We start from the raw sequence: 19,707 nt of genomic DNA on the forward strand, positions 1-19,707 counted from the left end.
GGGCCAGAACACCCGCCGGACACAGCACCTGGCAGGCGTGCCCCCGGTCGACTGCCGGTGCCCTTGATGAGACGTTCCGCCGGCAGGTCCGGTTGCCGATGCCGCCCGTCCGGCACATACAACGGCGCCATTCGCCTCCGCAGGCGGTGACACCGGCATGCACGCTGAGGGCGGCGAGCCTCACGTGCACGTCGGCGGGCCCCGCGATGGTCTTCCCTCGCAAGCTGCCCGTCACACTCGCTGTTCCAGGGCTCGTCCTTCCCCTCCGGAGGATGGAAGGCGCACGCGGTCGCGGTCGGATGGCCCTCAGTAGGTTCCGGACATGAGTAGAAGTTGGCCACGCCGATCGCCTTGGCCACGCCCTCCCGGTTGGTAGGCCTCCGGAGTCCGGTCGAGGAGGAAGGTCTGGTCGAAGACACGGCCGGGGGCGATCGTGCCGTCCAGGACGTCGGGCAGCAGCTGCTCGACGTAGGCGCGAGCGGGGCCGGCACCGGCACAGTCGCCCCTCACCGGGCGATGAAACCCAGGACGACCACAACACCCGGTAAGGCCGGCGGCGCTGGATCATCCGCGAGGCCGAGAACTCTCTCGGTGCGTCCTTCTGATCCTGGCTGGACGGTCGCTGAAACGAGTCGGCGGGCCGGGAAGCCATGGCGGCTTCCCGGCCCGCCGGGTGATGCTGGATCAAGCGCCGGTGGCTGCGGCGTATCGGGCTGCGACGTCTTCCCAGTTGACCAGGTCCCAGAGCTTGGTGACGTAGTCGGGACGGACGTTCTTGTATTGCAGGTAGTAGGCGTGCTCCCAGGCGTCGAAGACCAGCAGCGGGGTTGTGCCCTGACCGACGTTGCCGTGGTGGTCGTAGACCTGCTCGATGATCGGACGCTGGCCGAGGGGTTCCCAGGCGAGGACGCCCCAGCCGGAGCCCTGGACGGACGTGGTCGCGACGGTGAGCTGCCGCTTGAACGCCTCGAAGCCGCCGAGGTGCTCGTCGATGGCGTCGGCGAGGGCGCCGTCGGGACGGTCGCCGCCGTCCGGGGAGAGGTTCTGCCAGAAGATCGGGTGCAGGACGTGGCCGGAGAGGTTGAAGGCGAAGGTCTTCTCCAGGCCGACCAGCACTGACCGCCTACGATCACTGACCCCTGGACTAGATCATCTGGGGAGTGACCTGGAGGAGATACCCGCCGATTGGACTGCGGTGCCGACCGTGGAGGCCAGCGGAACAGCCAATAACGCTACTGTAAGCACTTGATATTGATCCTGGGGACTCGGAAGTCCGACTGAACCACTGGCTACCCGCCTGCCAGGCTCTTCACGTGTGTTCGAGGGCATTCAGCCGTGCTCTTCCTCCTCGGCCTCCATGTGTCGGATTCCCTCGTGGGTGAGGGTGACCATCGCGGGGGTGTTGCCGGGTTCCCAGTCGACGGTGATCAGTCCTTCGCCCGCCAGGTAGGTGCAGGCGGCGGCCAGGTCCTGTTCCGGTACGTGGAGGTCGCGCCGCAGCTGTGCTCCGGTGATGCCGAGGAGGCGGTTGCCTTCGACGGCCTCGTACAGGACCCGGAGCACCTGTTCGCGGTAGGTCTTGCGTTCGCGCAGTGTGGCCACGACTGCGTCCTCTCCTGTGCGGGTGCGGGCTCCGGGGCCGTCGGGCCTCTCAGATCTCGTCGGAGTGGGCGCCGGTGCCGACGGGGGTCCGGCTGGTGGCCAGCCAGGAGCGGGCGGGGCCGGCGGGTGTTGCCGTGTCCACGGTGAGGTGGAGGCGGGTGTCGCCGTCGAGGCCGGGGTAGCTGCGCTGTTCCGCTCCAGCGAAGCAGCCGCGAAGGGCTTCCGCGACCGCGCGGGCGGCTTCGGGCGTGTGCGCGGTGATCCGTACCTCGGCGTGCCCGAGCGATGGCAGTGTCTGGGTCTCGATGTGCTTCACCTGGGCGTGTTCCCTTCAGGGTGGGTGAGAGGCTGGCGGGTCGGGGCGCCGTGGCGCCCCGACCGCTGCCCCCGGTCGGAGGAAGGCCTGTTCCTCACCGGTCGGCATCTGTGTGGTGGGCTCGACGACCGATGTCGTCCGGCAGACCGGGAGGTCTCGGCAGGGGGTCACTGAAGTGGTAGGCCGCGATCCGCGCATCGTGCTGGGCGTTCAGCAGGTGGATCCAGCGCATTCCGATGGCGATCGCGACGAAGATCACTGCGATGAGGACGACAGTCTCCACGGATCTCACCTCCAGCCGTTTCCGGGCAGCGGGAGGGCGCTTCGGTCCATCGGGTTCCCGAAGGGGGACAGGCAGGCCCCGCCTTCGCCCTCCCAGGTGGCTTCGCGGCGACGGGCGTCTCGGATGCCGCGCCCGATGACGGTTTCGTCGGCCATGAGGACGCCTGCCGTCAGGGCGCTGCCCGGGATCGCGGCGGCGGCCATCAGGCGGGCGGCGGCTGCGGGATCGGTCTCGGGCGGGATGACGAGTAGGTCCCAGCGGCCGACGGTGTAGCCGAGCAGGATCAGTTTGTCGGGGTCCTGCTCGGTGAACCACCCCACGTGCAGTGTGTGCCCGTCCACGGCGACCGTGTGCGGTATCACGGGCCAGCGCGTGGGGTTCACCGTGACGCGGGTGACGCGGCCCCAGGGCTCCGCCAGGGCGGCGACGAGCGCCGGGAGCTCGGCTTCGAGGTCGCGCGAGCGGGGCCACCAGGCCCCGTCCAACTGGCCGGCGACGGTGGTCTTCGGGGTGAGGGACAAGCGGGCCGGAAGCTCTGAGACAAGGTCGCGGGGCGCGTTCCGGTCGAGGATGGTGGTCATGATGCGACCCTGCCCCCGGGCTGCCCGTCGGCAGCCCGGTTTTTAGGCGATCGCCGGAGATGGCACCTGCATGAAAGCCGGTGCGCGAAGTACCTCCGGTGCTTTCACTGTACGCCCGCTTGACGGGTAATATCCGGTGTGACCAGGTATATTCCGGTGGAGGCGCTGTGGAGGGCGGCGGTGCGGGCGACGGGAGTACCGTGAAACGACGCAGGCTCGCGTTACGTCGTCGGCCGGGCACCGGTGCTGACCTGCGACGAGCCACGGCCGCACTCCGTTGACGGGCGGATCCACATGGCTGACTCCGACATTCCCCACAGGCCGCCCCTGCTCCTGCCGGATGCGATCCACCAGGCGGTCAAACCTGGCGCGGCCCTGCTGCGGCTGGAGACCACACGGTCCCGGGAGGGGCGCCTGGACGGCGCGTGGTGGCCCCGCACCCGCGACATCGAGACCGAGCTGCCGGCGCTGATCAGCGTGTTGACCGGGCACCTCGGGCCGATCACCCGTGTGGGCGTGGACGCATCCGCCTGGAACGGCCTCCCGACCCGCCTGGTCATCGACGACCAGGTCGTGCACCTCGACTCCGATCCGGTCGGCGACGACACCGTCCTCATCACCCGCGGCCACAACGACCACTTCGCCCTGCTGGTGGTTCCCCCGGACACCACCGCGGACGCCGCCCGCGAAGCGATGGCCCGCGCCGTCCGCGCCGACAACATCACCGAGGCCGCTCAGATCCTCATCGCCGCCACAGCCGAACCTGAATAGGACCAGGTCGTTGACCTGGTAGTTCACTGAAGAGCGGATTGAACCGTTCCGGGTTCGGTGGAGACTCGATTCCATGAAAGGATCGAGTCATGGCACGTCCCTCCTCCTACCCCGCTGAGCTGCGTAAACGAGCAGTCCGTATGGTCACCGAAGTCCGTGGTGACTACCCGAACGAGTCGGCCGCGTTGCGGGCGGTCGCGCAGAAGCTCGGCATCGGCTCTGCCGAGACGCTGCGCAACTGGGTCAGGCGGGACGAGATCGACTCCGGGCAGCGTCCGGGGACGACCACGGAGGAGTCCGCGGCAATGAAGGCGCTGAAGAAGGAGAACGCCGAGCTCAAGCGGGCCAACGAGATCCTGAAGGCAGCGGCCTTAGATTCAACCGGTCAGAGCAACAGTGCTGGTTGAGGACGGTTTACGTGGCGAGAATGGGTCGACCGGGGATGTCGGACGAGATGAAGGCCGACCTGTGGCGGCGGTGGAGGGCCGGGGAGTCGATCAGCGTCATCTCAAGGCAGATCGGCAAGCCGCCCGGCTCGGTGTTCACCGTCCTCAAGCATCACGGAGGGATCGCTCCCGAACCCCGCAAAGCGCGCGTCGGAAGCTTGACCATGGGCGAGCGGGAGGAGATCTCGCGCAGGCTTTGTGCCGGAGAGTCCTACCGGGCCATCGCCGGCCTCCTGAGGCGTGCGGTGTCGACGATCAGCCGTGAAGTCAGCAACAACGGCGGACGCGATGTCTACCGGGCGATCGCCGCGCAGGAACGGGCACTTGACCGCGCCCGGCGCCCGAAGCAGTGCCTGCTCGCCCGCAGGCCCGCGTTGAGGCAGACGGTGCTGACCCTGCTGAAGGAGGAGTGGTCGCCGGAACAGATCGTCGGCCACCTGCGTCTGCACCACGGTGACGACCCGGCGATGGAGATCAGCCACGAGACGATCTACCGATCGGTCTACACCACCCGTTGGAAGGTGGTCCCCCGCGAGCTGTGCAAGCGCCTGCGAACCGGCCGCCCGATCCGGAAGAACAAGCGCCACACGGTGAAGGGACAGTGGCGCTCACAGATCGTCGATGCCCGACCGATCGAGGAGCGGCCCAAAGCGGCGGGAGACCGCAGCGAGTTCGGGCATCTGGAAGGCGATCTGGTGATCGGCTCGAACAACAGCCAGGTCGCCACGCTGGTCGACCGGAAGTCACGGTTCCTCACGGTCGTGAAACTCGCCAGCCGCCACACCACCGTGGTCGTTCCCGCTCTGACCCAGACCTACGAACGCATGGATCCTCGACTGCGCAGCACGCTGACCTGGGATCGCGGCATGGAACTGGCAGCTCACAAGCGGTTCACCGACGACACCGGTGTCGACGTGTTCTTCGCAGCCCCGCGCAGCCCCTGGCAACGTGGCACCAACGAGAACACCAACAAGCTGCTCCGGCAGTACCTGCCCAAAGGCACGAACCTGTCGACGTTCAGCCAGGACGACCTTGACGCCATCGCGGCGAAGCTCAACAACCGTCCGCGCAAGTGTCTGGGATTCCGCACACCAGCCGAGAGTGTTGCCTTGACCGGTTGAATCTAAGGCGTCTTTCTTCGCGGCCGAGCTCGACCGGCCACACACACGCTCGTAGCGTTCATCGACGAGCACAAGGACCGCTTCGGCGGCGTCGAGCCGATCTGCCGGGTCCTGACCGACCACGACTGCAAGATCGCACCGTCCACCTACTACGCCCACCACAAACGCCGGGCCGCACCCTCTGCCCGCACCGTCCGCGACGCCGAACTGAAGACCTTGATCACTCAGGCGTACGAGGCCAACTACCGTGTCTACGGCGCCCGGAAGATCTGGCGGCACCTGAACCGGCAGAACGTTCTGGTGGCTCGCTGCACCGTCGAACGGCTCATGCGCGACCTTGGCATCACCGGAGCGGTCCGCGGCAAGAAGGTGATCACCACGATCCCCGATGCGAGTGCTCAGCGGGCCCCGGACCTGGTGGACCGTGACTTCGTCGCCCCGGCCCCGAACCGCTGCTGGGTCGCCGATTTCACCCATGTCGCCACCTTCGCCGGCGTCGTCTACGTGGCCTTCGTCGTGGACACCTTCTCCCGCCGCATCGTCGGCTGGTCGGCAGCCACCTCGAAGGAGACACGCCTCGTCCTGGACGCCCTCGAGATGGCCCTGTGGCAACGCGACCGCGACCAACACACCTACGAGAAAGGCGAGTTGATACATCACAGCGATGCCGGGTCGCAGTACACGTCGTTCGCGCTCGCCGAACACCTCGACCGGGCCGGCATCGCCGCTTCGATCGGATCGGTCGGCGACGCCTACGACAACTCCCTGATGGAGTCCACGATCGGACTCTTCAAAACCGAGCTGATCAAGCCCCGACGGCCTTGGAAGACGCTCTCCGAGGTCGAGCTGGCCACCGCCGAGTGGGTCGACTGGTACTGCCACCGCCGACTCCACGGTGAAATAGGGCACATCCCACCCGCCGAATACGAGACCAACTACTACAGCGAGACTGCAAAACACCAGGTCACAGTCAAGATCTAGAGTCTCGATCAAACCCGGAGCGGTTCAGAAGGCGATCAGGGCTCGGGCTTGGACCGGCTGCGCGGCGAGTTCATGAGCTTCCTGGGAGCGCAGATAGGGAACCTGGCCGACAAGGCCGGGGACAAACTGGGTGACGTCACCGACGGACTCACAGGCGTCGCGGAAAGCGGCGGCGTCCTCCCCAAGGCGGGTCTGCGGATGCTTCAAGGTGACTCACCGGTCAAGGCTCTGATCGGTGAGAAGGCCAAAAGCATCAAGGACAACGTAGTCGACAAGGTCAAGGGGGCGTTCGGCGGGGGAGGCGGAAAAGGCCGTGGGTCCGGCACCCCCAAGGTCATGAACATCATCGAAGTACTGGACGTCGGGATACCGCTTCGCACGGCCTACGACCACTGGACTCAGTACGAGAAGTTCAGCACCTTCACCAAAGGTGTCCGCAGCGTGTCAAAGGGCAAGGACACCGACAGCGACTGGAAGGTCAAGGTGGGCCCGTCGACGCGAGGTTGGAAGGCGACGGTCCAGGAACAGGTGCCCGACGAACGAATCGCGTGGACCTCGGAGGGCGCCAAGGGCACCACTCGTGGCTGCGTCAGCTTCCACGAGTTGACCCCCACGCTCACGCGCATCGTGCTCGTCGTCGAGTACTACCCCTCCGGACTCTTCGAGAAGACCGGCAACATTTGGCGGGCTCAAGGACGTCGCCTGCGGCTGGACTTCAAGAACTTCCAACGCTACGTCACCCTGACCGACCAGGAGCCGGAGGGCTGGCGCGGGGAGGTGCGTGACGGGGAGGTGGTCCGCACCCACGAGGAGGCCATTGAGGAAGAGGAGCAGGAGCAGGCTGCCGACGAGGAGGAGCAGGAGCAGGCCGCCGACGAGGAAGGCGCTGAGGACGAATACCCCGAAGACGAGGACGAGGACTACGAGGACGAGGACCAAGACCAGGTCGAGGACGAGGACGAAGACGAGGACCAGGTCGAAGGCGAGGACAGGGACCAGGGCGAGGACGAGGACGAGGTGTACGAGGAGGACGAAGAGGGCGAGGGCGAGGGCGACAAGGGCAAGGGCGCGAGGTCGAGGTAGGGGGCCTTGTCGAAGTTCGTCATTCCTTGGCAGCTTCAATTGCTGTGACGAGGATGGCGACCGTCACAGGACCAGGAGCGTCGGCCGTCGCCGCCGTGGTCACGGCCGTGCGGACGGACAATGCGACATCGAGGGCGCGATGCGTCTCGTCGGTCGCCAACTCGATCTGGACGTGCCGGCCAGGGGGATCGTTGCCGTCCGTGATGCGGACGGAGGGGGCAGGCGTTTGCCCGATCCGAGGCGCGGGCGTTCCGGCAGCGCCGGGCATGAGGCACACGCCGGGTACGGCCGCTGCCAGAGCGGCCAGCCTGTGGCCGGTGCCCGTCCAGGCTTGCTGACCAGTGATACACGCATGGTCCTGGCGGCTGCGACTCGGGGTGCCTGGTTCCGGCATGGGCGGCGGGAAAGAGGTGCCGGGGCATGGCCCGGCCTTCGGAGCCGGGTTCTCCAGCAGGTCCGGGTCGTACCCTCTGGAACTCTCCCCGGGGGCGGACCGCGGCGCAGCCCTCCATCAAGGCCCGCAAGGCGGCCAAGAAGACGCGGTACGCCACCGAGCCGGCGCGGGCGGCGCTGGACAACCTGCCAGACGGCTCGGCAAGCACATCAAGGCTGTGCAGCAGGTGCTCGGAGAGCATCAGACAGCGCCGTGGCGCGGCACGCCCTCGAGGATCTGACGGTGGCGGCACACGCGGCGGGAGAGCCCAGCTTCACCTGGGGCCTGTTGTACGCCAAGAGCGAGCCGTGGCGCAATCCCGCGAACAGGAGTTGCGGGCCGCGTGGGCGGACGCGTCGCAGGTCGGACTGCGCGAGGCGATCGTCCGCTGAGAGGTTGGCTCGCTCGTCGAGGTTTGGACGGCTGGCCGTTCCGAGCACGGTCACGCACGACGGCGTTGCCTTTTGGGTGACGGTCCCCTTCGGCAGGTGAGCCGTTCGAGTGCAGTCGATGCCACAGTGGGGTGGCGGTCTGTGTGGCGCCGGGTAGGCGTCGTGTATGAACGCAGATAACCTCGGCACCTCGCCCACGGCCGGGCGGACCACGGCACTCGGCAGCGCATCGGCATGGTGGCTGACCACCCTGGGCCGGCTCGAACGGACTACCGTGGCCGATCCGATGATCAACGCCCTGCAGCGCAAAATCCGTTCCCTTCCCCTGGGCGGCTTGCGAGATTTGCTGCGGGGCAGGCCCCTGGGCCACCCCGTGCATCCCGTCCTTGTGCAGGTGCCGATCGGTTGCTGGCTGTCGTCCACTGTGTTGGACGTCCTACCAGCGACGCAACGGGCGGCAACGTCTCTCACGGCCGTCGGACTGGCCGGGGTGGCCCCCGCAGCGCTCGCTGGCTGGGCGGACTGGGCGGACCTGCCGCCCGAGCAGGCCCGGGTCGGTCTGGTCCACGCGATCTCCAACGTGGCCGCAGTGGCCTGCTACGCCGCGGCCCTGACGGCACGCCTGCGCGGCCGCTCCACGAGAGGAACACTCTGGTCTTTGGGCGGCCTCACGGCTGTCGCCGTCAGCGGTGCGCTGGGCGGCCACGTAAGCTACCGGCAGTCCGTGGGAGCGTATCCAGCGACCTGAGCGGACTCGGCAGGCCCTCATGCCCAGTCAGGGATACCGTCCTGGCCCTCTGTGAAAGAGGCCGTTAGCCATGTGGGGCTTTCGGTCCGTTGGACGGTGGAGCAAGGTTGGCCGTCCGCAGAGTCACAGCCTGGCTCGGGCGACGTTCGCCCCGGGAGCACCGTGGACTTCTCCGTCGGGGTGGGCGGGCGCGGAGGCCAGGCAGACGCCGAGCGGCGCCGTGGAAGCCGTCCCCGGCTCCCTCAAGAGGGTCACCGAACGTGACACCGGCGACCGGGAGGAGGACGACGGACGGACGCGGAAGGAGAACCCGCCGAGAGACGACAGCGGCCGACTCGGTGCACCTCTCGACGCGAAAGGGGCTCGTCGCGCTGTCGGTTGCGCGCCTCCCATGCCGAAGTGACACTGCTCCTCGGTACCCCGTTGGCCGCTCTGTGCAAGCGGCGCGGGAGGCAACCAGCGAAGCCATGCAGCCGCGTCCGGGTCCGTGAGCAGCTCCGTACGCCGGGAATCACCGTCGAAGCGTCCTGTTGCCGTCACTCCCAAAGCCGCGCTCGTACGTGCGATGGTCGTAGGTACGCCCATACGGTCACCGCCGCCACAGCGATGAGTCCGGCCGCTGGTATCCGCGCAGCTCCAGTGATCTCGAAGGCGACCAGGCCGGTGGCCACCGCTCCGCAGATCATGATCACGCGGCTGACGAAGCGGTGCCGTGGCGACTGCGGTTCTTCGCAGTCCTTGAGATCGTGCAGGGCGTCTCGGGCCGGGTGTCCGGATCCGCGCCGGGCGCGCGCCCGGTACTCCAGCCCGTAACTGATTACTGCGTACAGCGCGACAGCGCCCAGAGCTCAGAGCCAGCCCTCCGGGCCATCACTCGATCCATGCGCCAGATCCACAACGACTCATCCTTCCCACCGCCACACGGATGCCGATACTCCGTTCCCGACCCCGTCGGGCACAGGCCCCTGGATACAGGCAGAACCCGGCGCTGCATGTGATCGCCTCGGCCGGAGCCGACACGGATCATCCGCCGCCGTGCCGGTCCGCGCCGAACGGACGGAAGCACGCCGCCACGGTCTTGCCATGCCGCTGACCCGTCGTCCCCCAACTCATCGACGAACGTCCCCGCAATCCCCGTCCCGCGGCCGATTCCCCGCCTCCGTGTCACGCTGCCGCGGCAGCGTCGGATCCTCGTCGTGGACGCTCACATGCAGACAAGCACTATCCCAAGCAAGAACGAGCTGTGCGCCGTGTGCGTGGAAGTGACCACGGGTGAGCAGCTCCGACAACCTCAGGACGACAGCGTCCACTGTCTCCGGCCCGGCAGCGGCCCACGGCAAGGACCCCAAACTCTAGGGCCACTGCTGCCCTGCCGGCACGCCTCCCGACACGGGAACGAGCGCGCCCAGCCAACGTCTTGACCGCCACCGACCTCACTCCCGTCCATCGTTGGCTCCCTCTCGTACACCCGGCTACCCTGCATCTGCCTCCACGGGCCGGTGCAGAAGCCTCGGCGTCCGGCCGTGCGGTACCCCCATTGCGGGGTACAGGGCATGTGTGGGTGAATCCATGCGCTTGTAGGGATCTCCTGACGCGGGCTCGTCCGGCGTCACGGAGTAGACTCCGCTCCCCTCGACGAGCACCCCACGCAAGGACTTTCGCCTTCATGAAGAGCCGCGTCGAAGCCCGGACCAGGCATCCCAGACACGAGCGCCGCGGCGAAGCCCGGCTGCCTGGCGTGGTCGCGACGCTCATCGCCGTCATCCTGTACGTGGGCCTGCCGCAACAACTCCTGCTCACACCACGCTATGTGCTGCCCGCCCTGGAACTGCTTCTTCTGGTGCCGCTGATCGCGATCAATCCCAAGCGGCTCACTCGGCAGACCACGGCCTTTCGGTTCCTGTCGCTGACTCTCGTTCTTCTCATCGCGGCCAGCAATCTGACCGCGCTGGGCATCCTCATTCGCGAACTGGTCCACGCCGATGTGAAAGACAGCCGCTCCCTGTTGGTCGCCGCACTACAGGTCTGGCTGACCAACATCATCGCCTTCGGCCTCGCCTACTGGGAACTGGACCGGGGTGGCCCTGTCGCACGAACCCAGGCCTCCCGCGAAGATCTTCCACTGGCGGACTTCCGCTTCTCGCAGGACGAGAACGACGACGTGGTGGAGGAAGTCGCCGACGGCGCCAGCGGCACTTCCGACTGGGTCCCGACCCTCGTGGACTATCTGTACATCTCCGTGACCAACTCGACAGCCTTCAGCCCGACCGACACGATGCCGCTGTCAACACGCGCGAAGCTGCTGATGAGTGTCCAGAGCGTTGCCGCCCTCCTGACATCCCTCCTGGTCATCGCCCGCGCGGTGAGCGTTCTTCACTGACTGGCCCACTGCATCGAGGTGCTGCGAAGCAAAGCGAGACTTGCCCGGCGTCGGCGACGATACGGTCGCCGGCCCGGCGATACGGTGGCCCCGACCTTCCAGGTCACGGAGTCCACGCCGCGCAGGAGACAGCCGGCTGCTTCGCCTGGCAACTCGTCACCGACAGCGCAGGGACTCCGCGCTGGGCGTGTCCACCCCGGTGGAGTACGAACTCCGCACCCCGCCAGCGGCCTGAAACCGAGTAACTCCCGTCATCGCTTCGGCCGCCTGGCGCTGACTGCGCTCCGCGCCGGGAATTGGAGGGCGGCGACGCCGAGAGCGTGCTGCCGGGCGTCGCAGGCGCGCGGTGGGTGAGGGCGCGGGCGCGAGCGGCCGACCGACGGGCGGCGGCTTCGAGGTCCGTGGGGTTGAGCTGATCATCAAGGGCTGGAGCGTCGAACTGCATGGCCCCCGTCGGCGCCTGCTGCTGACTGCGGCGATTGGCGGCCGGCAACATGTCCCCGCGGCGCGGCTGGCCCCCATTCAAGCCCGCCGAACTCGACTGCGATGCGCCTTACGGACCTCATGGCTGCTCCGCACCGACAGTGCGGGCGAGGGCAGCGGACGAATTCCGGGCCGTGTGGCTCTGCGTTCGGGAATGGATGCAGCGGGTCGATGCCGCCGCCGACACAACACGGTAGCCCGGTCCCGAGCCGCAGGCTGACGAGTGAGAGCCCGCGAATCGGAGTGATAACGGGCCTCCAACTGTCACGCATGTACAGGGAAAGCGCTGCGTGATGCCTGTGGGCAACGACGATCGCTGCCCACAGGCCCTCCACTGCGGCAGCTCGTATGCGGCAGGGCTGCCCTTGGGTCCTTCTTGCTGCGCGAGCTGGCCGACCCGACAGGGGAAATGCCGTGGCTACTGGTCGGCGCTGGGGACGGCCAGCGGGTCGTCCGGGGACTTCTGCTTCGCCTTCTCCATCTGTTCGCCGAGGTCGGTGAGGCGGTTGCGGCCCATGGCCTTGCGGACTTCGGGGAACCACTCCTTCTCTTCTTCCTCGAAGTGGTGGCGCACGTTCTCGATGAGGACGGTCATCTTGGCGTCGAACCGCTCGTCGGCCGGATCGAGGTCCTTGAGCTCGGAAAGCATCCACAGCACGACGTGGTGCTCCTCAACGCTTTCCAGGACGTGATCCTTGGTGTCCGGCGCGGCTTCCCGGGCAGCGGGGTAGAAGATTTCCTCCTCGATCCAGGTGTGGGCGGTGAACTCCTCGATCACCTGGTCGGCGATCTTCCGCTTCTCGGCGTGGGCATTTTCGCCGGCCTTCTCGAACTGTTTGAACAGCTTCTCGACCGTCCTGTGGTCTTCCTTGAGCAGCACGATCCCGTCCACCGTGATCTCCCTTACGTACGTCATCGAGGGAAGCGGGTCTTCCGCCCTGACGCCGTGTACCCGATACACGGATAGGGAGTCCGTTCACTGCGGAGTTGTGGCCCTGACAGGCGAGCCTCCTAGCCCGAACGCCCGAACCCCTCAGATGACGGGCTTCAGAGCAGCGCGACAGTCCGGCCGCCGCCGCTCTGCGGGCATAGAGCCGTTACTGTGAGACGTCTCGGCCGCCGGGGATGCGGTTTCTGTCCACCGCGGCGCATGGCGAAACCGGACGCGGGTCTCGTACAAGCAGATGACCGGACCGTCGGACGGCAAGCTGGAGACGGCCACGCTGACGTACGCGTTCGAACGTGCTGCTCATCCGCGATCACCACGTCGGACCAGTGGAAGTGCCGGATACCTTCAGCACCAGGACACGGTCGGCCCGTGCCCGGTCTCTTTGTGTGTGGACAGGGATGAGGGCCCGAGACCGGGCGGGGATCGAACTTCCACGGTCGGCAGGCCTGCTGCGCCGACGGGACTGCCCTAATTCGGGCCGAGTTCGAGCGTTGGTCGCGACTGGGCGTTGCCGACGGCTGTTGCCGGTGCAGATCGGCAGCTGCAGCCGGCCTGTGGCGGTCTGCTCGTACGGCAAGGTGGTCGATTGTCGTCCGGCTGCGTGCTTCACGCGCCGACGGCCTGCGGCTTGAACCCATGACCGGCTGATCTGGCGGTTTCGGCCGCCCGGGCGCTGCCTGCGGACGCAGGTGCGCGGATCAGCGGAAGCCGCCCTGCGGTGGGCGGCAATCTGTCCCTTCAGTCGCATCTCATGCGGATTGCCTCGATGGCGCGTTGCGTAGGCCTTCGGTCGGCGTTCTAGCATATCTCGCGGATATGGTGAATCCGCCGTGTTCCGAGGAGTGCCCCGGGGTTCTTATGCCGTCCGGGCGTGGGAGGCGAGGCGGTGGTAGTCCAGGTCTGGTGCCGAGGTAGATTGCACGGGCAGCAATTGGCTGCCGTCGAGCGTGTCCCGCAGGGCGGTGTGAGCGTGGCCGTAGGCGGCTTTGTGCCGGGGAGCTGCTCCTTGGGGCAGCCAGGAAATCAGAAGAATCTTATTCTGGCGCGTGCCGTCCCCGGCGGCAAAGGGCAGGTCATAGATGACGAGCCGGGGTTCGTCCGCGGGCAGTGCGAGCATGAGTTCGTCGTGCGTCAGATTTCCTTCGTGTTCGACGACACACCTATCCAAGAGATCGTTGAGACGGCAGATCACCGTGTTGATATCTCGCTTCGACTTCAGCTTCCAGAATGCGCTGATGCAACTGTCGTCCACGGCTATGTTTATGCTCACGGTGCTCCCCTTGCGCCCATGTCTCGGATGCGAGGACGGAAGTTCGATTAGGGCAGGGGTGTGCCCCCCGTGGCATTGACGATTTCCGCAGTGATGAAGCTGGCTCGTGGAGAGGCGAGGAAGACGTAGGCGGGCGCCATCTCCGCGGGCTGAGCAGGCCGGCCGAGGGGAGCCTGCTTGCCGAACTCGGTGGTGTCCGGCATCGTTGCGGGGATCAGCGGCGTCCACACGGGGCCGGGTGCCACCGCGTTGACGCGGATGCCGTCGCCCGCCACCATCTGGGCCAGGCCCTGTGTAAAGGTAACGATGGCGCCCTTGGTGGTGGCGTAGTCCAGCAGGTGCGGGCTCGGCTTGTAGGCCTGTACGGACGTGGTGTTTATGATCGAGCCACCTGCCGGTATGTGGGGAAGAGCCATTTTGCAGAGCCAGAACATGCCGTACAGGTTCGTGCGCACCACCCGGTCGAACTGCTCGGTCGAGATTGCGGCGATGCCGTCCGGCTGAGACATCTGGTATGCGGCGTTATTGACGAGAATGTCGATTCGCCCGAACTCTTCGACCGTTCGTTCCACCAGACGGCGGCATTGATCCTCATCGCGTATGTCGCATGCGACAGCGATGGCCCTGCGTCCTGCCTGTTCGACGAGCTTGGTGGTTTCGGCCGCATCATCCGTTTCCTGGGAAAGGTGGGTGAACACGACGTCTGCGCCCTCGCGTGCATATGCGAGGGCCACGGCACGGCCGATACCGGAGTCGCCACCCGTCACCAAGGCCTTTCGGTCCGTGAGTAGTCCGCTGCCCTCATAGGAGTCTTCACCGTGGTCGGGCGGCGGGTCCATGGGGCCCGTCCATCCAGGATGGTCCTGGTCCTGTTGCGGAAGGTCGGGGCGGGGATGCTTGTCTACAGGATTGTCGGGCATGGACCGCCTCCGGAGATGTTGGGGCAGCAAAGTCTGTTATTTCCTGGCTGCAGGCGGTGACAGGTCGCCGTCTGCACGGCCAGAGGCCTGAGCCCGTCGGATAGTGACGTCGATCGAGACAACGAGTACCCCCGCCACCCACGTCATGCGCGGTTGGCGGTTTCGGGCGTCACTGTCACCGACCACCCCGGGCCCGGTTCCGCCCCCCAGGGAGCGGTTCGCGTGGGCGGGCTTTCGCACAGCGACGCAGAACGTGCAGTGATCTGGTGGACTTCGGCGCTGGTTGGCTGCCTCGCGTCTAGTGCGACCGCGATGCGGCGGCTTTTCGGCTGGCCATGCTTCCCCGACTCCTGACCTTGTGCTGGCGGTGCAACCGACTGCGGCGGAGTCCTGCGGGCCACGGCGCAGGACCTTGCTGGGTGCGCAGCGCGGCGCCCCGTTCATGCCGGCGGGCGGGTATAGGGTGTCGGCCGCCGCAGCGGTCTGCGCAACATCGCCGAACGTGCCGAACAGCTCGGCGGAAAAATGGAGTTGAACACCCCCGACGGCGGCGGCACCGCTCTGGTCTGGTGGGTCCCGGTACCGGCCGAGTAGAGCCGCACCGGCGACGACGGCGTGTGCCCGCGCTCCGACGACGCCTTCAACGGTAAGAGCCCGCACCACACTTGGGGCGCGCTGCCCCGATGTGACGATCCGCCGTGCCGCACCGGCCCGGGTGTCGTCGCGGCTGTTCGCGGTGGCCGCGAGTGTCAAATCGCCACCAATGATCATGATTGTGTATGAATGGTGCATGCGGGAACCCGAGGAGTGAACATCACTACTCCTCGAGGAGCGTGCGGCTATGTCGACAGGAACGCTTCTGGCGATCATCATCGCGATCGTGGTGGTGGTTGCCTTGGTCGCCGTGACGGTCTCCCTCATGCAGCGTCGTCGTCACCTCCGTGAGAGGTTCGGCCCGGAATACGAGAGGACGGTCGGCGAGTCCGACAGCCGGCGCGCGGCCGAGCGGGAGCTCAAGGACCGCGAGCAACGGCACGATTCGCTGGAGATCACGCCACTGGCCCCTGGATCACGGGACCGCTACCTGCGGGAGTGGGACACGGTCCAGGGAGAGTTCGTGGACCGGCCGGTGCACGCGGTACATGACGCCGACCGGCTGGTGACCTCCCTGATGCACGAGCGCGGGTACCCGACCGAGGGGTTCGAGCAGCAGATGAAGGACCTCTCGGTGGAACACGGCCGCACGCTGGACCACTATCGCGCCGCACACGACGTGGAGACCCTCAGCACCCGCAGCCAGGCGACGACCGAGCAGTTGCGGGGTGCCATGGTGCACTACCGCACCCTGTTCGAGGAGTTGCTCTCCGACGGCGGCCGGGCGCAGCCCGCCCGGTCCTGACGTCACGACGACCACGACGCCACGACTCGCATGGAGGAAACCATGCACGGCAACGAGGAAACGAATCGCACGACCGGAGGCCTGACCACCGACGATCTGGCCCGACCGTCCGGATCGGACACCGGAGCGCCGCAAGGAACAGGCGAGACCGCCCCGAACGCCCCGATCTACCCGGGTGAGAGCACCGGGTCGGACGATGCGGAGCGCCCGGGCGCCGGGTCTGCTCCCGGCTCCTCGGATGTCACGGACACGGACACGGAGCGTGCCGCGGGTGCCCCCGACACCGCGGGTGCTCCCGACACCGCGGGTGCCACGGGCGAGAGCACTACGGGTGCTTCGGACGACGAGGTTCCCCAGCTGCTGACGGACGACGAGGAGGACGGCTACCGCGAACGCTGGCAGCGGATTCAGAGCAGGTTCGTGGACGACCCCCGCGACGCCGTGCACGACGCCGATGCCCTCGTGGCGGAAGTCATGCAGACGCTGGCCGCCACCTTCGCCCAGCACAAGAAGGACCTGGAAGGCCAGTGGGGCCAGGGCGAGCGGGTGAGTACCGAGGAACTGCGCGGCGCACTGCGCCGATACCGCTCCTTCTTCAACCGGCTGCTCAGTACGTGAGAGGTATGCCGGCTGCTCGGCACGTAAGAGGTGCGTGAGAAGTACGTGAGAGCGCGGGACGCGAGTGAGTGTTCTTCGCTTCCGCGGGGTTAGGAAGTCAGCCCCTGAGCGGGGCTCTGAGCCGTCCGACGGCGTGGAGCCCTGCTTTTCTGTGCGGGGACGTCAGTGCGGCCGGCGACGGCGTGTCCCATCGCCCCGAGGATCCACAGGACCGCTCCGAGGATCAGCAGGATGATCCCGATGGTCCACAGGATGGATATCCCGGTGAGGAAGCCGATGACGAGCAGAATGACGCCCAGGATGATCATGGTCGCTCCGATGGCGGGGTGTCGGGTCGTGCGGTGCGTCTGCGATGCCGCACGCGGACGACGGTGCGACAGGGCGCGCTGGGGCGAGCCGGTCTCACTGGTCGTCGACGACGGTCGTGAAGCCGTCCTGTACCCGTTGGGGTCGCGGAAGCGGACGCTCGCGCGGGCTCGGCTGCGTCGGCGGCGCTTCCGGACGCGATCTGTACCGACACCGGGTACCCGCATCGCGGCGTCTCGGAACAGAACCACGGCGCACGGACGACGGACTTCGCCCGTGCGGGACACTCTCCGCTCAGCGCGTGCCGCGGCCCCCGGCGCACAGGGCGTGGTCGACCAGGGCGCTGCCCGCGCTCTCCTGCTCCCGGATGTGTTCCAGGGTGTCGCCGCGGGCCTCGGACATGGAGACCACGACGCTTCGGCTGCCGTCCTCGGTGACGCCGTTGAGGGTGATGTACCCGCCGTCTCCGCCCTCGTGGCTCCAGTAGGATCCACCGCAGCCCAGGGGACGTTCGACCAGACCGAGTCCGTACCGGCCGCCGGGCCAGAGCCGCTCGACCTCCGCGCTCACGGGGACGGTCCGCTTCATCTGCGCCAACTGCCGGGCCGGCAGCAGACGGCCCGCGAGCAGAGCGCGCAGGAACTCGTTCTCGTCCCGCGTGGTCGTGACGAACGACAGGATCGTGTGGTCCACCGGTGTCTGGTCGGTGACGTCCACCCGGGAACCGGGACCGAAGAACTGATAGGCCTGCGCGTGCGGCCGGGGCAGCGTGGGCGAGGTGCCCAGCCATCGGGTCCGGTCGAGGCCGAGCGGGCGCAGGACACGGTTCTCGATCTCCTCGTGGGCGGGCCGGCCGGTGACCTTCTCGATGATCATGCCCAGTACGACGTAGCCGGTGTTGGAGTACCCCCAGCCCTCGCCGGGCGGGAAGTCGGGCGTGTGGGCCATGGCGCGGGCCACCAGTTGCCCGGGGCTGTAGACGTCGTGGCGCTGCCGGTAGTACTCCTCCGGCGTGGTGTATCCGGGTACGTCGTCGTGGATGCCGCTGGTGTGCTGGAGCAGTTGGCGGACGGTGATCCGCCTCTCGCACGGAGTCCGCGATCGGGGCGTCGAACGCCCTGAGCCGGTCCCGTCCCGGGCCACCGTCGCCATCTGCTTTACCGTCGGCGGCAGAAGGTGTGCGATCGATCGGTCCGGCAGGGTGCCCAGGAAGCGCACGGCCGACACGGCGCCCGGCACCGCTGTGGCGAGCAGGGAGCCGATCTACCCGGAACGCCGTCACGGCCGTGCCCATGTGGGCGCCCTCCACCACCTCGAAGGCAGCGGCCGTCAAACGGGCACCCCCACTCTGCTGCCTGTCCCCGCCAGCACCAGACCGAGCGCGGTGACTGGATGCGCATCGACGATGCGCGCGCCACCAGCAACAGTGTCCACAGTCCGTATGCAACGGCCTAGTGCTGGATTCCTCAAACTCTGTACACATATCGGCGTCGTAGTCGTCGGGTTGGCGGTGCCGGCCTGCCCCAGGTCCATGGCTTCGCGCGGGAGTTGAGTTGGCTGGTCGCGAGAGCGGTGGCGTATGTGATGTCGTCGGGGTTGGCGAAGGAGCAGCCGGCGAGGGCGGCTTTGCGGAAGATGCGCCACCAGCCTTCCTGGAGATTGAGCCAGCAGGCGCCGACGGGGATGAAGGCGTGGTGGATGCGGGGATGGTCCTCGAGCCAGGTCCGGGTGGACAGGCTGTTGTGACTGGACAGGTTGTCGGTGACGATCCAGATCTGACCGGTCGGATTGGCGTCCTCGATCCGCTGCAGGAACTGCTGGTAGAAGACGCTGTTGCGGGAGGACGCGGTCATGGTCAGGGCCTGGCCGTCGGAGGGTCGCAGGCCGCCGTAGACCCACGTCTTCTGCGGTCCGCGGCTGTAGTCGAGCTCCGCCTTGACCCGGTGCCCGTCAGGTGACCAGGCGGGTGCGGGCGGGAAGGTTCGGGGGATCACGGGCCCCAGCTCGTCGGCGCAGATCACCGTCACGTCGTCGGGCGGCTGGGTGTAGAGGCCGATGATCCTTGTCCTTTTGGGACGAAGTCCGGGTCCTTCGACCGCATCCAGGACCGGGTGCGGCGCCAGCGCACGCCCTCGGCGAGCAGGATGCGGCGCACCTGCGAGCGGCCCACCTCGATCCCTTCGGCCTGTGCTGCCGCGGCCAGGGAATCCAGCGTCCACTCGGCCGGTCCCGACTCGTCGAAGGCCCACAATTCCCCGACGGGCTCCCACCGCAGCCGCCCCGGCGGCACGGTCTTGACCAGGGAGATGATCCGGGACCGCTCCTCCTCGGTGATCCGCCGCTTGCGGCCCTGCCCGCCCAGATCATCCAGTCCCTGCAGGCCCAGACGGTTGAAGCGGTGCAGCCAGCAGCGGACCGTCTTCTGACTGCAGCCAAGCTCCATAGCGATCGCCGGCACCCGCAGCCCCGACCAGCTCAACTCGATCATCCGGGCCCGCATCACCACATCCCGAGGCGCCTTCCGCGCCCTCGCCAGCCGGCGAACGACAGCCCGCTCATCCTCGCCACGCTCCGGCCGTGCCCATAAAACCATCGCCCAGCACCCGCCCCCGAGCACCCCCAACT

The 19,707-nt window shown here is 67.5% G+C and carries 18 protein-coding genes and 4 pseudogenes; 9 read left to right on the plus strand and 13 right to left on the minus strand.

Features of this window, described 5'->3' with window-relative positions; all coding sequences use genetic code 11:
- Positions 1–306 precede the first annotated feature (306 nt).
- From FNH09_RS48500 to FNH09_RS14500, 6 genes and pseudogenes are all read right to left on the minus strand, one after another.
- A pseudogene (locus FNH09_RS48500) lies at positions 307–492 on the minus strand (hypothetical protein); the annotation flags it as partial.
- Positions 493–684: 192 nt separating this feature from the next.
- A pseudogene (locus tag FNH09_RS14480) lies at positions 685–1,113 on the minus strand (superoxide dismutase); the annotation flags it as partial.
- A gap of 216 nt (positions 1,114–1,329) precedes the next feature.
- Positions 1,330–1,602, minus strand: a complete 273-nt coding sequence (locus FNH09_RS14485) for a hypothetical protein (protein ID WP_162468581.1) — start codon at positions 1,600–1,602, stop codon at positions 1,330–1,332.
- Positions 1,603–1,651: 49 nt separating this feature from the next.
- Positions 1,652–1,918, minus strand: a complete 267-nt coding sequence (locus tag FNH09_RS14490; protein WP_338017574.1) for a hypothetical protein — start codon at positions 1,916–1,918, stop codon at positions 1,652–1,654.
- Positions 1,919–2,012: 94 nt separating this feature from the next.
- Positions 2,013–2,201, minus strand: coding sequence for a hypothetical protein (locus FNH09_RS14495; RefSeq protein WP_152887845.1), 189 nt, complete (start codon positions 2,199–2,201; stop codon positions 2,013–2,015).
- 5 nt (positions 2,202–2,206) lie between these two features.
- Positions 2,207–2,782, minus strand: a complete 576-nt coding sequence (locus FNH09_RS14500) for a DUF5994 family protein (protein ID WP_152887847.1) — start codon at positions 2,780–2,782, stop codon at positions 2,207–2,209.
- 294 nt (positions 2,783–3,076) lie between these two features.
- On the opposite strand from FNH09_RS14500, the gene FNH09_RS14505 reads away from it, so the two are divergent.
- The 7 genes and pseudogenes from FNH09_RS14505 (at position 3,077) to FNH09_RS14540 (ending at position 11,137) form a co-directional block, all read left to right on the plus strand.
- Positions 3,077–3,553 carry a DUF5994 family protein gene (locus tag FNH09_RS14505; RefSeq protein WP_152887849.1) on the plus strand — a complete coding sequence of 159 codons (477 nt, stop codon included), beginning with the start codon at positions 3,077–3,079 and terminating at the stop codon, positions 3,551–3,553.
- An 89-nt stretch (positions 3,554–3,642) separates the two neighbouring features.
- Positions 3,643–3,924: pseudogene (locus tag FNH09_RS14510) on the plus strand (transposase); the annotation flags it as partial.
- A gap of 71 nt (positions 3,925–3,995) precedes the next feature.
- On the plus strand, positions 3,996–5,120 hold the full coding sequence (locus FNH09_RS14515; RefSeq protein WP_238426675.1) for an IS30 family transposase: 1,125 nt from the start codon (positions 3,996–3,998) through the stop codon (positions 5,118–5,120).
- Between the two features lie 51 nt (positions 5,121–5,171).
- Positions 5,172–6,101, plus strand: a pseudogene (locus tag FNH09_RS14520) (IS3 family transposase); the annotation flags it as partial.
- Between the two features lie 72 nt (positions 6,102–6,173).
- On the plus strand, positions 6,174–7,184 hold the full coding sequence (locus tag FNH09_RS14525) for an SRPBCC family protein (protein WP_152887895.1): 1,011 nt from the start codon (positions 6,174–6,176) through the stop codon (positions 7,182–7,184).
- Positions 7,185–8,175: 991 nt separating this feature from the next.
- Positions 8,176–8,757 (plus strand): DUF2231 domain-containing protein, encoded by a 582-nt coding sequence (locus FNH09_RS14530; RefSeq protein WP_152887856.1) that lies wholly within the window; start codon positions 8,176–8,178, stop codon positions 8,755–8,757.
- 1,666 nt (positions 8,758–10,423) lie between these two features.
- Positions 10,424–11,137 (plus strand): DUF1345 domain-containing protein, encoded by a 714-nt coding sequence (locus tag FNH09_RS14540; RefSeq protein WP_152887858.1) that lies wholly within the window; start codon positions 10,424–10,426, stop codon positions 11,135–11,137.
- 901 nt (positions 11,138–12,038) lie between these two features.
- Here FNH09_RS14540 and FNH09_RS14545 read toward each other — a convergent pair.
- From FNH09_RS14545 to FNH09_RS14555, 3 genes are all read right to left on the minus strand, one after another.
- Positions 12,039–12,512: a hemerythrin domain-containing protein gene (locus FNH09_RS14545; protein WP_338017576.1), complete on the minus strand. Its 474-nt coding sequence runs from the start codon at positions 12,510–12,512 to the stop codon at positions 12,039–12,041.
- Between the two features lie 913 nt (positions 12,513–13,425).
- A complete protein-coding gene (locus FNH09_RS14550; RefSeq protein ID WP_152887862.1) occupies positions 13,426–13,839 on the minus strand; it encodes a hypothetical protein in 414 nt (137 codons plus the stop codon).
- A 47-nt stretch (positions 13,840–13,886) separates the two neighbouring features.
- Positions 13,887–14,759: an SDR family oxidoreductase gene (locus tag FNH09_RS14555; RefSeq protein WP_152887864.1), complete on the minus strand. Its 873-nt coding sequence runs from the start codon at positions 14,757–14,759 to the stop codon at positions 13,887–13,889.
- A gap of 841 nt (positions 14,760–15,600) precedes the next feature.
- On the opposite strand from FNH09_RS14555, the gene FNH09_RS14560 reads away from it, so the two are divergent.
- The gene (locus FNH09_RS14560; RefSeq protein ID WP_152887866.1) at positions 15,601–16,158 is read left to right on the plus strand and encodes a hypothetical protein; all 558 of its coding nucleotides are present in this window, start codon (positions 15,601–15,603) and stop codon (positions 16,156–16,158) included.
- Positions 16,159–16,200: 42 nt separating this feature from the next.
- Positions 16,201–16,776 carry a hypothetical protein gene (locus FNH09_RS14565; protein WP_238426676.1) on the plus strand — a complete coding sequence of 192 codons (576 nt, stop codon included), beginning with the start codon at positions 16,201–16,203 and terminating at the stop codon, positions 16,774–16,776.
- An 89-nt stretch (positions 16,777–16,865) separates the two neighbouring features.
- Here FNH09_RS14565 and FNH09_RS14570 read toward each other — a convergent pair whose 3' ends face one another.
- The 4 genes from FNH09_RS14570 to FNH09_RS14585 form a co-directional block, all read right to left on the minus strand.
- Entirely contained in the window at positions 16,866–17,084 is a 219-nt protein-coding gene (locus FNH09_RS14570; RefSeq protein WP_152887870.1) for a hypothetical protein, read from the minus strand.
- A 292-nt stretch (positions 17,085–17,376) separates the two neighbouring features.
- Positions 17,377–18,234, minus strand: coding sequence for a serine hydrolase domain-containing protein (locus tag FNH09_RS14575; RefSeq protein ID WP_152887872.1), 858 nt, complete (start codon positions 18,232–18,234; stop codon positions 17,377–17,379).
- Positions 18,235–18,548: 314 nt separating this feature from the next.
- Positions 18,549–19,109 carry a transposase gene (locus FNH09_RS14580; protein ID WP_338017575.1) on the minus strand — a complete coding sequence of 187 codons (561 nt, stop codon included), beginning with the start codon at positions 19,107–19,109 and terminating at the stop codon, positions 18,549–18,551.
- Positions 19,106–19,699 carry a helix-turn-helix domain-containing protein gene (locus tag FNH09_RS14585; RefSeq protein ID WP_338017577.1) on the minus strand — a complete coding sequence of 198 codons (594 nt, stop codon included), beginning with the start codon at positions 19,697–19,699 and terminating at the stop codon, positions 19,106–19,108. The genes FNH09_RS14580 and FNH09_RS14585 overlap by 4 nt, the downstream gene beginning before the upstream one ends.
- Positions 19,700–19,707 lie beyond the last annotated feature (8 nt).

This window comes from Streptomyces adustus, assembly GCF_009377175.1.
Classification (GTDB): Bacteria; Actinomycetota; Actinomycetes; order Streptomycetales; family Streptomycetaceae; genus Streptomyces; species Streptomyces adustus.

Coding starts and splice junctions, on each gene's coding strand:
- FNH09_RS14500 (WP_152887847.1), bottom strand. CDS start 2,782: ATGACCACCATCCTCGACCGGAACGCGCCCCGCGACCTTGTCTCAGAG.
- FNH09_RS14505 (WP_152887849.1), top strand. CDS start 3,077: ATGGCTGACTCCGACATTCCCCACAGGCCGCCCCTGCTCCTGCCGGAT.
- FNH09_RS14515 (WP_238426675.1), top strand. CDS start 3,996: ATGTCGGACGAGATGAAGGCCGACCTGTGGCGGCGGTGGAGGGCCGGG.
- FNH09_RS14525 (WP_152887895.1), top strand. CDS start 6,174: ATGAGCTTCCTGGGAGCGCAGATAGGGAACCTGGCCGACAAGGCCGGG.
- FNH09_RS14530 (WP_152887856.1), top strand. CDS start 8,176: ATGAACGCAGATAACCTCGGCACCTCGCCCACGGCCGGGCGGACCACG.
- FNH09_RS14540 (WP_152887858.1), top strand. CDS start 10,424: ATGAAGAGCCGCGTCGAAGCCCGGACCAGGCATCCCAGACACGAGCGC.
- FNH09_RS14555 (WP_152887864.1), bottom strand. CDS start 14,759: ATGCCCGACAATCCTGTAGACAAGCATCCCCGCCCCGACCTTCCGCAA.
- FNH09_RS14560 (WP_152887866.1), top strand. CDS start 15,601: ATGTCGACAGGAACGCTTCTGGCGATCATCATCGCGATCGTGGTGGTG.
- FNH09_RS14565 (WP_238426676.1), top strand. CDS start 16,201: ATGCACGGCAACGAGGAAACGAATCGCACGACCGGAGGCCTGACCACC.
- FNH09_RS14570 (WP_152887870.1), bottom strand. CDS start 17,084: ATGATCATCCTGGGCGTCATTCTGCTCGTCATCGGCTTCCTCACCGGG.
- FNH09_RS14575 (WP_152887872.1), bottom strand. CDS start 18,234: ATGGCGACGGTGGCCCGGGACGGGACCGGCTCAGGGCGTTCGACGCCC.